This is a genomic window from Streptomyces sp. CB02923 (assembly GCF_001905005.1).
In the GTDB taxonomy this organism is placed as follows: Bacteria; Actinomycetota; Actinomycetes; order Streptomycetales; family Streptomycetaceae; genus Streptomyces.
In genome coordinates, this window is the sequence record NZ_LWKZ01000006.1 from 85,435 (window position 1) to 98,602 (window position 13,168).

General features: G+C 69.5%; 13 protein-coding genes. All 13 read left to right on the forward strand.

The features are described 5' to 3' along the window. The first annotated feature begins 13 nt into the window (after window positions 1–13). The 13 genes from rimM (at window position 14) to whiG (ending at window position 12,738) form a co-directional block, all read left to right on the forward strand. Window positions 14–568: a ribosome maturation factor RimM gene (gene rimM, locus A6A06_RS10030; RefSeq protein ID WP_073760852.1), complete on the forward strand. Its 555-nt coding sequence runs from the start codon at window positions 14–16 to the stop codon at window positions 566–568. Beyond that, complete coding sequence (gene trmD, locus A6A06_RS10035) at window positions 568–1,377, forward strand: tRNA (guanosine(37)-N1)-methyltransferase TrmD (RefSeq protein ID WP_073760853.1); 810 nt, start codon at window positions 568–570, stop codon at window positions 1,375–1,377. Before rimM ends, trmD begins: the two co-directional genes overlap by 1 nt. Window positions 1,378–1,509: 132 nt before the next feature. Beyond that, window positions 1,510–1,857, forward strand: coding sequence for a 50S ribosomal protein L19 (gene rplS / locus A6A06_RS10040; RefSeq protein WP_030018413.1), 348 nt, complete (start codon window positions 1,510–1,512; stop codon window positions 1,855–1,857). A 45-nt stretch (window positions 1,858–1,902) separates the two neighbouring features. Then, complete coding sequence (lepB, locus tag A6A06_RS10045) at window positions 1,903–2,865, forward strand: signal peptidase I (protein WP_073760854.1); 963 nt, start codon at window positions 1,903–1,905, stop codon at window positions 2,863–2,865. Continuing rightward, window positions 2,858–4,090, forward strand: coding sequence for a signal peptidase I (lepB, locus tag A6A06_RS10050; protein ID WP_443333729.1), 1,233 nt, complete (start codon window positions 2,858–2,860; stop codon window positions 4,088–4,090). Before lepB (A6A06_RS10045) ends, lepB (A6A06_RS10050) begins: the two co-directional genes overlap by 8 nt. Then, window positions 4,032–5,036 carry a signal peptidase I gene (gene lepB, locus A6A06_RS10055; RefSeq protein WP_073760868.1) on the forward strand — a complete coding sequence of 335 codons (1,005 nt, stop codon included), beginning with the start codon at window positions 4,032–4,034 and terminating at the stop codon, window positions 5,034–5,036. Before lepB (A6A06_RS10050) ends, lepB (A6A06_RS10055) begins: the two co-directional genes overlap by 59 nt. 289 nt (window positions 5,037–5,325) lie before the next feature. Further along, window positions 5,326–6,054, forward strand: coding sequence for a signal peptidase I (gene lepB, locus A6A06_RS10060; protein WP_073760856.1), 729 nt, complete (start codon window positions 5,326–5,328; stop codon window positions 6,052–6,054). Between the two features lie 67 nt (window positions 6,055–6,121). After that, on the forward strand, window positions 6,122–6,610 hold the full coding sequence (locus tag A6A06_RS10065) for an NUDIX hydrolase (RefSeq protein ID WP_073760869.1): 489 nt from the start codon (window positions 6,122–6,124) through the stop codon (window positions 6,608–6,610). A gap of 38 nt (window positions 6,611–6,648) precedes the next feature. Next, the gene (locus tag A6A06_RS10070) at window positions 6,649–6,957 is read left to right on the forward strand and encodes a DUF2469 domain-containing protein (RefSeq protein WP_003980220.1); all 309 of its coding nucleotides are present in this window, start codon (window positions 6,649–6,651) and stop codon (window positions 6,955–6,957) included. Between the two features lie 593 nt (window positions 6,958–7,550). Continuing rightward, window positions 7,551–7,991, forward strand: a complete 441-nt coding sequence (locus A6A06_RS43470; RefSeq protein ID WP_073760870.1) for a YraN family protein — start codon at window positions 7,551–7,553, stop codon at window positions 7,989–7,991. Next, a complete protein-coding gene (locus A6A06_RS10080; protein WP_073760857.1) occupies window positions 7,991–9,607 on the forward strand; it encodes a YifB family Mg chelatase-like AAA ATPase in 1,617 nt (538 codons plus the stop codon). The genes A6A06_RS43470 and A6A06_RS10080 overlap by 1 nt, the downstream gene beginning before the upstream one ends. A 763-nt stretch (window positions 9,608–10,370) precedes the next feature. Further along, window positions 10,371–11,534, forward strand: a complete 1,164-nt coding sequence (gene dprA / locus A6A06_RS10085; protein WP_073760858.1) for a DNA-processing protein DprA — start codon at window positions 10,371–10,373, stop codon at window positions 11,532–11,534. A 367-nt stretch (window positions 11,535–11,901) separates the two neighbouring features. After that, a complete protein-coding gene (whiG, locus tag A6A06_RS10090) occupies window positions 11,902–12,738 on the forward strand; it encodes an RNA polymerase sigma factor WhiG (RefSeq protein ID WP_073760859.1) in 837 nt (278 codons plus the stop codon). Window positions 12,739–13,168 lie beyond the last annotated feature (430 nt).

Here is a 13,168-nt window from a genome sequence, read left to right on the forward strand (position 1 = left end):
AAGAGGGGCCACTGTGCAGCTGGTAGTCGCGCGGATCGGCCGCGCCCACGGCATCAAGGGCGAGGTCACCGTCGAGGTGCGTACCGACGAGCCGGAGCTGCGGCTCGCGCCCGGCGCCGTTCTCGCCACGGACCCGCCCGCCACCGGCCCGCTGACCATCGAGACCGGCCGGGTGCATAGCGGACGCCTGCTGCTGCGCTTCGAGGGCGTCCGGGACCGTACGGGCGCCGAAGCGCTGCGCAACACGCTGCTGATCGCGGAGATCGACCCCGAAGAGGTCCCCGAGGACCCCGAGGAGTACTACGACCACCAGCTCATCGACCTCGACGTGGTCACCACCGACGGCAAGGAGATCGGGCGCATCGCCGAGGTCTCGCACCTGCCCTACCAGGACCTGCTGATCGTCCGCCGCCCCGACGGCGACGAGGTCATGATCCCGTTCGTTTCCGAGATCGTGCCGGAAATCGACCTCGCGGAACAGAAGGCGGTCGTCGACCCCCCGCCCGGCCTGCTCGACGACAGCCAGGCAGAGGTGGCCTCGGCCCGTGACGCAGGCGAGGACGCGTAATGCGGCTCGACGTCGTCACGATCTTCCCCGAGTACCTGGAACCGCTGAACGTCTCCCTGGTGGGCAAGGCGCGCGCCCGCGGCCAGCTGGACGTCCGCATCCACGACCTGCGGGAATGGACCCACGACAAGCACAACACCGTCGACGACACGCCGTACGGCGGCGGCCCCGGCATGGTCATGAAGCCCGATCCGTGGGGCGAGGCACTGGACTCGGTCATCGACTCCCAGGAGGGCGACCCGGTCATCGTCGTCCCCACGCCGAGCGGCAGGCCCTTCACCCAGCAGCTCGCCGTCGAACTCTCCGAGAAGCCCTGGCTGGTCTTCACCCCGGCCCGCTACGAGGGCATCGACCGCCGCGTCATCGAGGAGTATGGCGACCGCGTGGACGTGCGTGAGGTCTCCATCGGCGACTACGTCCTGGCCGGCGGCGAGGCCCCCGTCCTCGTCATGGTCGAGGCCATCGCCCGGCTGCTGCCCGGCGTACTGGGCAACTCGGCCTCCCACCAGGACGACTCCTTCGCCCCCGGCACGATGGCCGACCTCCTGGAGGGCCCGGTCTACACGAAGCCCCCCGAGTGGCGCGGCCGCGGCATTCCCGAGGTGCTGCTCAGCGGCCACCACGGCAAGATCGCCCGCTGGCGCAGGGACGAGGCGTTCCGGCGCACCGACCGCCACCGCCCCGACCTCATCGAGCGCGCCGACCCGGCCGCCTTCGACAAGAAGGACCGCGAGACCCTCTCGATCCTCGGATGGGCCCAGGGAACGGACGGCCGATTTGGGCGTACGAGTGACGCCGTGGAAGAATAGGCCGCTGCTGTGTGCGTCCGGCGCGCGCCCCTGCCACAGGGGGAACGACGCCCGCCCGACGGAACGGCAACCTCATCGCAATTCTCCAGTTCCGTTGATGACCTGTGGCATCAGCGAAGAAAGCAGTAGGTCATGAACCTTCTCGACTCCGTCGACTCCGCGTCGCTGCGCAGCGACGTCCCGGCCTTCCGCCCGGGTGACACCGTCAACGTCCACGTGCGCGTCATCGAGGGCAACCGCTCCCGTGTGCAGCAGTTCAAGGGCGTAGTCATCCGCCGCCAGGGCGCGGGCGTCCGCGAGACCTTCACGGTCCGCAAGGTCAGCTTCTCCGTCGGCGTCGAGCGCACCTTCCCCGTGCACACCCCGATCGTCGAGAAGATCGAGCTGGTGACCCGCGGTGACGTGCGTCGCGCCAAGCTGTACTACCTCCGTGAGCTGCGCGGCAAGGCCGCGAAGATCAAGGAGAAGCGCGACAACTGAACAGACGTACGGCGTCCTGGACCGGCCGGATAGGCTCAGGGTCCGATGGACACCGACGCACAGTTTTCGGAGCGCGACCGCTCTCCAGCCCCTGAGCAGGGGCCGGAGCAGGGGTCGCGCTCCGCGTGTTTTTCCACTCGCTCCTCCTCCGCACGGGAGAGTGAGGGCGAGCAGCTCGACCCCGCGGAACGGGCGGAGCGGTGTGCACAACCCCCGGAACAGCCGGAGGGGCGTGCGGAGACGCGGGAGCAGCCGGAACAGCGCACACGCCCCCAGGAGAGGGCACCGCAGCAGCGAGCGTCCCGGCTCCGGCGGTTCGGATCCTGGCTGTGGGCGGGCGTGACCGCGCTGTGGCACCGGCCCGTCCTGCTGCTCGCGAGCTGTATGACCTTCGTCCTGCTGCTGAGCACCTTTGTCGCACAGCCCTTCCTGATCCCCAGCTCCTCCATGGAGAACACCCTGCGGGTCGGTGACCGGGTGCTGGTCAACAAGCTGGCGTACGGCTTCGGCGGCGAGCCGCGCAGGGGAGACGTGATCGTCTTCGACGGCACCGGTTCGTTCCTGCAGAGCGAACCCTCGGAGAACCCGGTGACGGGGCTGCTCAGAGGAGCGGGCGCGGCGCTGGGGCTGGCGGAGCCCGCGGCCACCGACTACATCAAGCGCGTGATCGGTGTCGGCGGGGACCGGGTGACCTGCTGCGACAAACGGGGGCGGATCAAGGTGAACGGCGAGCCGGTGGACGAGGGCTACCTGTTTCCGGGGGACGTGCCGTCCTCCGACGCGTTCGACATCGTGGTGCCGGAGGGGAAACTGTGGGTCATGGGAGATCACCGCGGCAGATCACGTGATTCACGGGACCACCTGGGCGAACCGGGAGGCGGCACCGTCCCGGTCGACAAGGTGATCGGCCGCGCCGACTGGATCGCCTGGCCGGTGGGCCACTGGACGGCCCTCCACCGCCCACGCGCCTTCGACGGCATACCAGGCGCAGCAGGCAGCCATGGGTAACCGGGGGCGCCCCAGGCACGGGGATCAGGGGGCCACGGGGCCGGGCGCGGGCGAGGCGGATGGGGAAGAGGCGTACGGCGCTGACCCGTACGAAGGGTATGGGAGCGCTCCGCACGGAAATACCCGATATGGGGACGCGTCCTCCGGAAGCGCGGGGTACGGGGCTCGATCACACGAGGGACACGGGGACGGTCCGTACGGCGCAAACCCCGATGACCCGTACAGTACAAGCCCCGGAGATGAGAGCGGCGCGCACGCCGGCACGCGGACGACCAGGCGCGCCACCGGAGGACGCGCCGATCGGCGTCGCCAGGCGCGCCGCATCAAACGCCGCAGGCGTCGCTCCTACCTCAAGGAAATACCGATCCTCATAGGCGTGGCTCTGGCCATCGCCCTGGTGCTCAAGACCTTCCTCGTCCAGGCCTTCGTGATCCCCTCCGGCTCCATGGAGCAGACCATCCGGATCGGTGACCGCGTCCTCGTCGACAAGCTCACCCCCTGGTTCGGTTCGGAACCCGCGCGCGGTGACGTGGTCGTCTTCAAGGACCCCGGAGGCTGGCTCAAGGGCGAGCAGGTCAAGGCCGCTGACGACCCGATCGTGGTCAAGCAGGTCAAGGAGTTCATGACCTTCATCGGGCTGCTGCCGTCGGCCGACGAGCAGGACCTGATCAAGCGAGTGGTGGGTGTCGGGGGCGACACCGTCAAGTGCTGCGACAAGAAGGGGCATGTCACGGTCAACGGCACGCCGCTGGATGAGCCGTACATACATCCGGACAATCCGCCCTCGCAGTTCAAATTCGAGGTCAAGGTTCCGGTCGGGCGGATCTTCGTGATGGGCGACCATCGCTCCAATTCGGCGGATTCGCGGTACCACCTGGACGAGCCGTACCGTGGGACGATCTCGGTGGACAGCGTGGTGGGCCGGGCCGTGGTCATCGCCTGGCCGGTGGGGCACTGGCGTCGTCTCGAGGAGCCGGACACCTACGCGACCGTGCGCGACGCGCCGGGTGCGAGGGCGACGTCGGGGCAAGGGCCGCATAGTGTGTCCCCCGACGGTTTGTCCGTACTCCCGACCCCTGCGGAACTCCCGCTCGTTATGGGAGTGGTGGGCCTGCACCGACTATCGGGCGGGCGGTGGCGTGGAGTAAGGAGTGGATGTGGGGGACTTGGCGGTCGGCGCGCGGTCCGGAACCGAAGAGCCCGAAGAGCCGGCGGGAAACGGTGAGTCCTCACAGCCCGCTGCCTCCGGAGAGCCGGGACGACCGGCGGACCCGGCGCGGGCGGCGGACCCGGGACAGCCGGCCGGCCCCGGGCGGCCGAGGGGCCCGGGGGCGTCGATGGACAAGGAACAGCCGGTGGACGAGGAGGAGAACGGCAGCGTGAAAAAGGGCAAGAAGCCGCGTGCCTTTTGGAAAGAGCTGCCGATCCTCATCGGGATCGCGCTGGTCCTCGCGCTGATCATCAAGACGTTCCTGGTGCAGGCGTTCTCCATCCCGTCCGACTCGATGCAGGACACCCTGCAGCGCGGGGACCGGGTGCTGGTGGACAAGCTCACCCCGTGGTTCGGCTCCGAACCGGAACGTGGCGAGGTCGTCGTCTTCCACGACCCGGGCGGCTGGCTGAACGAGGTGCCCACCCCCGAGCCCAACGCGATCCAGCAGGTTCTCAGCTTCATCGGTCTGATGCCGTCGGCCGAGGAGAAGGACCTGATCAAGCGGGTCATCGCGGTCGGCGGCGACACCGTGGAGTGCCAGGGAACCGGGCCGGTCAAGGTCAACGGCACGGCCCTGAAGGAGGACTCGTACCTCTTCCCCGGCAACACGCCGTGCGGCGACAAGCCGTTCGGGCCGATCAAGGTGCCCAAGGGCAGCATCTGGGTCATGGGCGACCACCGTCAGGACTCCCTCGACTCGCGCTACCACACGAACCTCAAGGGCAACGGCACGGTCGAGGTCAAGCAGGTCGTGGGCCGGGCCTTCACGATCGCGTGGCCGATCAACCGCTGGTCGTGGCTGTCGGTGCCGGACACGTTCGACCAGCCCGCGCTGAACAAGGCCATGGCGGCGACGCCGGCGGCGCTGGGCCTCGCGGGAGCGGTGCCGATCGTGCTGTGGCGGCGCCGCAAGCGGGCCGCGCGGGTGGTGCAGCCGGTGGAGCAGGCGTCCGACTGAGCAGGGCTTCGGCGGAGTGGGCCCTCGGTTGAACAGGGCTTCGGCTGAGCAGAGCTTCGGCTGAGCGGGTGACCGGCCGAGTCGGCGGCTGCATCGGGCCGTGCGCGAGCCGCACGGCCCTGCGGGGTCCGGAAGCCGACTGTCGGAAGTCGGCGGCGCGAGACGCGCACCTGGTGAGCAGCAGGTGTGTACGTCGTGTCCCGTTGCCCCGGCTCATGGTGCTGACTCGGCAACGTACCCCCGGGTAGGGTGCCGTCCCAGATCTTCGACGCGGGGCGGGAGCGCTGGGATGAGCAGCAGCAAGGAACGTACGAGCGACGGCCACGGCCGGACGACGGGCAGTGTGCTGTCCGGTCTGGTCGTGGCCGTCGGCTGTGTGCTGTTCCTGGGCGGCTTCGTATGGGGAGCGCTGACCTACCGCCCCTATACGGTGCCGACCGACTCGATGGCACCGACGATCGGGGTGGGGGACCGGGTACTCGCCGAGCGGGTGGACGGGGCCGAGGTGCGGCGCGGGGACGTCGTGGTGTTCCGGGACTCGGTGTGGGGCGACGTGCCGATGATCAAGCGGGTCGTCGGGGTGGGCGGCGACACGGTCGCCTGCTGCAGCAAGGACGGCCGGCTGACGATCAACGGCAAGCCTGTCGAAGAACCGTATCTGCACGCCACGGGCCCGGCCTCGCCGACCGGCTTCAGCTCGAAGGTGCCGGTGGGCCAGCTCTTCCTCCTCGGTGACCACCGCAACGACTCGCTGGACTCCCGGACGCACCTCAAGGACGCCGACCACGGCTCCGTGTCGCGCACCGCCGTGGACGCGCGGGTGGACGCCAGGGCGTGGCCGTTCGGCAGCATGGGGATGGTGGACCGGCCGGAGAACTTCACGGGGCTGCCCGGCGGCACGTCGGACCCCGGACCGGTACGCGTCATCGTCATCGCGATCGTCGTCGGAGCGGTGATGATTCTGGGCGGTGCGGCGTACGGGCCGCTGGCGCGACGTGGGAGGCGCAGGAGTGGCTGACGCGACGGGTGAGGCACGCGAGGCGGTCGACGGTCTGCCTGCGGAGGCACGCGAGGCGGTCGACGACCTGCCTGCGGAGGTACGGCAGGTTTCGAGGGTCGTGCTGCTCGACCCGGACGACCGGGTTCTGCTCCTGCACGGCTATGAACCAGGCGATCCGTCCCGTACGTGGTGGTTCACACCGGGTGGCGGCCTGGAAGGCGTGGAGACCCGTGAGGAGGCGGCTCGCAGGGAGCTGGCCGAGGAGACGGGGATCACCGACGTGAGGCTGGGGCCGCTGCTGTGGAAGCGGCGCTGCTCCTTCCCCTTCGACGGGCGGCGCTGGGATCAGGACGAGTGGTACTACCTGGCCCGGACGGACGGGACTGCAACCGAGATGTCGGGGCAGACAGATCTTGAGCGGCGCAGTGTATCGGGACTGAGGTGGTGGACTTCGGAAGATCTTTCCGCGTCGCATGAGACGGTGTATCCGACGAGATTCGCCGAGCTGCTGCGCAGGCTGCTCGACGAAGGGCCCCCTGACGCGCCGGTGCTGCTGGCTACCGAGAGCGTCTGACGCACAATAGGGGGACGCACGGCTGAAGGGGATCTGCCATGAGCGCCGAGGACCTCGAAAAGTACGAGACCGAGATGGAGCTGAAGCTCTACCGGGAGTACCGCGATGTCGTCGGGCTGTTCAAGTATGTGATCGAGACCGAGCGCCGCTTCTACCTCACGAATGACTACGAGATGCAGGTGCATTCCGTGCAGGGCGAGGTCTTTTTCGAGGTGTCGATGGCGGATGCGTGGGTCTGGGACATGTACCGGCCGGCTCGCTTCGTCAAGCAGGTGCGCGTGTTGACGTTCAAGGACGTGAACATCGAAGAGCTCAACAAGAGCGATCTGGACCTTCCGGGCAGCTGAGCCTGCGTGGGGGGCTGGCTGCCCCGGGCGTCTTTCACTGAGGCGAGTGACGAAGTTGTCCACAACCGCCCGGTTGTCCACCAAGATCCAATAGTTCGTGGCTGAAGCGTCACAGTCGGTGCCGGAGGTGGTGCCGAGTGAACGCGACGAACGAGGAAAAGCCTCGGGTGGAAGGGCTGCGGTCGGATCGGCCGGAAGGGCCGCGGGCGGCTGTGGGCGGAAGCGGCCCGGGAAGCCCGCAGAGCGGCACGTCACGGGGCCGGGGGAGCGCTGCGCGAACTCAGGAGGGCGCGCGAACGGGCCGGGGTGGCGCGCCACCGGCCCAGGGCACGCCACGGGGGCGGGAGAGCAAAGTAGGAGCTCTGGAGGGCGCGCCGTTCGGCCGGGAAGGGGCGCGAGTCCGAGAGGGCATTCCTCCAGAGGGGGAAGCGGGTGCACCTCCGGGAAGGGAAGGCGCGCAAGTCCTAGAGGGCGCTCCTCCTCTGAGAGAGGGAGTGGCGCCGTCCACGCCGCCGGTCGCGCTACGAAGCCAGAGAGACGCACCGCGAGTCCGGGGCGGCCGGGCGATCACAGGTTGTGGGGTCGGTCCACCCATCGCCCCAGGCGGTTCCCGCAGGTCCCGCCGCCCTCGACATCCCGCCGCGCAAGCCGGCGCATCCGGCAGCCCGCACGCCACGCGTGCACGCCGGGCGCTCGGACAATACGGGGAAGACCTGGCGGCACGACATCTGATCGCTGTCGGTATGCGCATCCTGGACCGCAACTGGCGATGCCAGGACGGTGAAGTCGACATCGTGGCCGCCGACGGTGACGCCCTGGTGCTCTGCGAGGTCAAAGCCCGCCGTGCGGGCGCCTACGAACACCCGATGGCAGCTGTACGGCCCGAGAAAGCCGCCCGCCTTCGCCGTCTGGCGGAACGCTGGCTGGAGCAGCACGGCGGCCCGCCGGCCGGCGGGGTGCGCATCGACGTGATCGGAGTGCTGCTGCCCTCACGCGGGGCACCGCTTCTGGAGCATGTGCGGGGGGTGACCTGATGGGATTCGCCCGTACGTGCTCGGTCGCGCTGGTCGGCGTCGAGGGCGTGGTCGTCGAGGTCCAGGCTGACCTGGAACCGGGAGTGGCGGCCTTCGCTCTGGTCGGACTGCCCGACAAGAGCCTGATCGAATCGCGGGACAGAGTGCGCGCCGCCGTCGTGAACAGCGGAGGTGAATGGCCGCAGAAGAAACTCACCGTCGGCCTCAGCCCGGCTTCCGTGCCGAAGGGCGGCAGCGGGTTCGACCTCGCCGTGGCCTGTGCCGTACTCGGCGCGGCGGAACGGATCGATCCACGCGAGCTGTCCGACCTCGTCATGATCGGCGAGCTGGGGCTGGACGGCCGTGTCCGGCCGGTGCGCGGAGTCCTCCCAGCCGTCCTGGCCGCGGCCGACGCGGGATACCGCCAGGTCGTCGTACCGGAGAAGACCGTGGCCGAGGCGTCGCTCGTCCCGGGCGTCTCAGTGCTCGGCGTACGCAGTCTCCGGCAGCTGATCGCGGTGCTCACCGACGAACCGGTTCCGGAAGAGGAAGACGGGGCCGTGACCGCCGAGGGGCGTCCGGATTCGCTGCTGGCAGGGCTGGCTGTTCCTGGGAGTGGGCTCGGCGCGGAGCGTATGCACGGCGACCGCCTGCCCGACCTCTCGGACGTCGCCGGACAGCACAGCGCGCGCAGAGCCTTGGAGGTGGCGGCAGCCGGCCGCCATCACGTCTTCTTCTTGGGCCCTCCGGGAGCCGGTAAAACCCTGCTGGCCGAACGCCTGCCCGGACTGTTGCCTCGTCTCTCGCCGAAGGAATCCCTGGAGGTCACGGCCGTGCATTCGGTGGCCGGAGCCCTGCCACCTGGCCAGCCGCTGGTGGACCGCCCGCCGTACTGCGCGCCCCACCACAGCGCGACGATGGCCTCGCTCGTGGGTGGCGGCAGCGGCCTGCCCCGGCCGGGAGCCGTATCGCTGGCGCACCATGGCGTTCTATTCATCGACGAAGCAGCCGAATGCAACGCTCGCGTCCTGGACGCCTTACGGCAGCCGCTGGAATCGGGGTACGTCGTGGTCGCGCGGGCCGCCGGGATGATGCGTATGCCGGCGAAGTTCCTGCTCGCCTTGGCTGCCAACCCCTGCCCCTGCGGGCGCCACGGCACGCTCGGAGGCGGCTGCGAATGCCGCCCGTCCACCATCCGACGCTACCGTGCCCGGCTGTCGGGTCCGCTGATGGACCGGATCGACCTGCGGGTGGCGGTGGAGCCCGTCGCGCGGTCCGAATTGCTCTCGCTCGCCCAGGGCGCCGAGTCCAGCGCCGAAGTGGCCGAACGAGTACGGACCGCCCGTGACCGCGCCGCTGCCCGCTTCGCCGGTACCCCTTGGACCACCAACAGCGAGGTACCCGGCCACGAGCTGCGCACGCGCTGGCAGGTAGCACCAGGGGCGATGGCGCAAGCAGAACGCGACCTGGAAACCGGACTCCTGACAGCTCGCGGCATGGACCGCGTACTCCGGGTCGCCTGGACCTCCGCCGACCTCGCGGGCCACGACCGCCCAACGGCCGAGGACATCAACTGGGCCCTGGAACTGCGCACGGGTATCCGACGGGGGGTGCCTTTGGCGACGACGGCGAGGTGAGGGGGTGAGTGGGTGCCTGCCTGGGGCGGTTGGGGGAGCGCGCGCTGGTTTGGGTGGGGGCGGGTGGTGGTGCGGGGCAGGCCACGGACCGTCGGGGCGTGCGGGGGCGGCAGGCCGGGGCTTGGTCGGGCAGCGGGCAGCGGGCAGCGGGCAGTGGGCAGTGGGCAGCGGGTCGACGGGCTGAGGCTGCGGCGAGGCGTGCCGTGGGCTGCTGCGGTGCCGGTCCTGGGTCCTGGGTCTTGGGTCCTGGGTCCGGGCCTCGGGGCCCGGCTCTGGGCGTGGAGTGGAGGAGGAGCGGGGTGGGTGGGCGGGGGGGGGAGAGAGGCACGGAACGGCTCGGTGCGTTGCGAAGCGCGGACTGGGCGACGGGCCATACCCGGAGTCGGGCGGGGCCACGGCCCCGGCTGGGCCATGTCCACCTGCCGGACCACGCCCCAGTCCGGGCCGGACTGCGCCCTGATCGGACCGCGCCCGAGCCGGACCGCGCTCCGAGCCCGGTCGGAGCACGCCCGAACCTGATCGAACCACGAGCGAGTGGGAGAGCCCGTGAGCCGAGCCCCGGGGCGAAATGGCTGAGAGCAAGACGACGAGGCGGTGGGGAGTTGGCGACGGTCGGTGGTGTGGCGGGGCGAGCGTGTGGCGACCTGGCTTACCACTTTCGGCTACACAGTGCTGCCTGATCGCCAGGTAAACGCAAACGGAAAGGGGAGGGGCATGCGGGGGATTGCGGGCTGTTCGGCGACAAGTGACAGGGGGCTGGCCCATGAGTGAGGTGGGAGACGAAGAGAGGAAGGCGCGCGCGACGCTGACGCGCATCGCCGAGCCAGGTGACGAGGCGGTAGGGCGCTGGCTGCGGCAGATGACGCCCGTACACGTCGTACAGTCCCTGGTCGGTGAGCGGGACAAGCTGCCAGGAGTGTCGCAAACGAAGTTCGAGAGCCTCCGCCTGCGGGCGACACGGGTGGGCCTCCACGGGGCCGATGAGGACCTCGCCGCTGTCGCCACACTCGGCGGCCGGTTCATCTGTCCCGGAGATGACGAGTGGCCGCAGCAATTGAACGATCTGGGGGACGGTAGGCCGATCGGTTTGTGGGTGCGCGGCAGGGCGAACCTGCGAATGTGGGCCTTGCGGTCAGTTGCGGTCGTTGGTGCTCGGGCCTGCACGGAGTACGGTGCCCATTTGGCGGCCACCCTCGGCGCGGGCCTGGCCGACCGCGGCTGGACGGTGGTGTCCGGAGCCGCCTACGGGGTGGACGGCGCGGCCCACCGAGGCGCCCTGGCAGCAGAGGGGACCACGATCGCGGTACTGGCCTCCGGAGTCGATTACGCCTATCCGCGAGGACATACCGAGTTGATTCTTCGGGTGGCGGAACAGGGCTTGGTGGTCGCGGAGTTGTCGCCTGGCGATCACCCGACTCGCAGTCGATTCATTCTGCGGAACAGAGTCATCGCGGCTCTCACCCGAGGCACTGTGGTGGTAGAGGCGGAACTGCGCAGCGGGTCGCTGGTCACCGCCCGGCGGGCGACGGAGCTGGGCCGGTTCACCATGGGGATGCCCGGTCCGGTCACCAGTGGGCTGTCGGCCGGTGTGCACCAACTTCTGCGCGGCGAAGCCGTAGTGGTCACCGATGCTGCCGAAGTCATCGAACTGGTCGGCAGCATCGGTGACCTTGCTCCCGCCCAGCGTGGGCCTGTCCTCGCTCGCGATCTCCTTGATCCGGTGGCGACCCGGGTGCTTGAGGCGGTCCCCGCAAGGGGCGGCGCGGACTCGCGTCGGCTGGCGCGCGACTCGGGAACGGCAGAGGAAGTCGCGCAGGGCAAGCTCTTCGAGCTGCAGTCGTTGGGATTCGTTCAAAGGTGTGGTGCTGTCTGGGAGTTGGCGCGACGCTCCGAAGCTGTCACGGGTTCCCGGCGAGGCGGTCCTTGACCTGCGGCGAACGGGTGAAATGGTGAGGAGGGTGACCGCAGAATCCAGGTTTGCCATGCTTCGGCTCGCGGGGCCCCGTCTTTGCAGGGCGGCGCCGGGATGCGTCGACAGTCGCCGTCGCGGTCGGTGGTGAAGCCGCGTACGGGGGAGCGTGCGCCGGGCGCCCGTAGCGACGCTTCCATCCCCCTGCGAGTGGAATCGGCGCCGCCTCCTGTAACCCGGGGGTGCGGGCAGCGGAACGTATCTGCGCACTCCCGAACGACCCTTCATCGCGCATCGCGACACTGTAGTCACGCTACGCTCACGAGTAATTCAACCCTCACGCACGTGTTCCCCAGTGTTTCGGCAGAACGGCTCAAGGCAACGAATGCCCCAGCACACCTCCGGGTCCGACCGCGCGGCCGCGCCCCCCGCCGCGCGCGGTAGCGTGCGCCCCGCCGCGCCCACCTCGCTGGAGGAGCTGTGGCGCGCCTACAAGACCTCGGGCGACGCACGGCTGCGCGAGCAGCTGATCCTGCACTACTCGCCCCTGGTGAAGTACGTCGCCGGTCGGGTCAGTGTCGGCTTGCCCCCCAACGTGGAGCAGGCCGACTTCGTCTCCTCGGGAGTGTTCGGGCTCATCGACGCCATCGAAAAGTTCGATCCCGAGAGGTCGATCAAGTTCGAGACGTACGCCATCACCCGCATCCGGGGCGCGATGATCGACGAGCTGCGGGCGCTGGACTGGATCCCGCGGTCGGTACGGCAGAAAGCCAGGGCCGTCGAGCGGGCGTACGCCACGCTGGAGGCCCAGCTGCGACGTACCCCGTCCGAAGCGGAGGTGGCCTCGGAGATGGGCATCGCGCTGGAGGAACTCCACGGGGTCTTCAGTCAATTGTCCCTGGCCAACGTCGTGGCCTTGGAGGAGCTGCTGCACGTCGGTGGCGAGGGCGGTGACCGGCTGAGTCTGATGGACACGCTGGAGGACACGGCTGCCGACAACCCGGTCGAGGTGGCCGAGGGCCGCGAACTGCGACGGCTGCTCGCGCGGGCCATCAACACGCTGCCGGAACGCGAGAAGACCGTCGTCACGCTCTACTACTACGAGGGCCTCACACTCGCCGAGATCGGCAATGTCCTCGGGGTCACCGAGAGCCGGGTCAGCCAGATCCACACCAAGTCCGTGCTCCAGCTTCGCGCCAAACTGGCTGACGTGGGTCGTTGAGACGGGCCCGGATGTGGGGGGCCTGGCCGTCGCTCTATCGGGAGGCTGTGGCCTCGTGGGTTTGCGGGCACTCTCTAAGCCGGGCTCGCTGGGCGTACCGGGTTCGACGGACATGGTGGGCGTACCGGGCTCGACGGGCATGCTGGGCGTACTGGGCTCGCCGGGCGTACCGGGCCCGGCGGGGAAAAGGGGAAAGTGACCGGAGCCCAACGGGTTACGTCGGTGCTTGCAAACCTGATTGCGACCGGGGGAGCGGTGCCGGGGCGCGGGTGTCATCCCGTCGGCTGGCTTTGTGCTCAGCGCTATGGCGCGCCCAGGATGGTCTCTCCTCTGCTTTCTGTTTTGCGTGGGACTGCTTACGCGTCTCCGGCTTTGCTTTCGCCTCCGGCCTTCCGTTTCTCCCTCCCCCCCGCCCACCCACCCCCTCCTC

Coding starts and splice junctions, on each gene's coding strand:
- trmD (WP_073760853.1), top strand. CDS start 568: ATGCGGCTCGACGTCGTCACGATCTTCCCCGAGTACCTGGAACCGCTG.
- whiG (WP_073760859.1), top strand. CDS start 11,902: ATGCCCCAGCACACCTCCGGGTCCGACCGCGCGGCCGCGCCCCCCGCC.
- lepB (WP_073760856.1), top strand. CDS start 5,326: ATGAGCAGCAGCAAGGAACGTACGAGCGACGGCCACGGCCGGACGACG.
- dprA (WP_073760858.1), top strand. CDS start 10,371: ATGAGTGAGGTGGGAGACGAAGAGAGGAAGGCGCGCGCGACGCTGACG.
- A6A06_RS10070 (WP_003980220.1), top strand. CDS start 6,649: ATGAGCGCCGAGGACCTCGAAAAGTACGAGACCGAGATGGAGCTGAAG.
- rplS (WP_030018413.1), top strand. CDS start 1,510: ATGAACCTTCTCGACTCCGTCGACTCCGCGTCGCTGCGCAGCGACGTC.
- lepB (WP_073760854.1), top strand. CDS start 1,903: ATGGACACCGACGCACAGTTTTCGGAGCGCGACCGCTCTCCAGCCCCT.
- lepB (WP_443333729.1), top strand. CDS start 2,858: ATGGGTAACCGGGGGCGCCCCAGGCACGGGGATCAGGGGGCCACGGGG.
- A6A06_RS10080 (WP_073760857.1), top strand. CDS start 7,991: ATGGGATTCGCCCGTACGTGCTCGGTCGCGCTGGTCGGCGTCGAGGGC.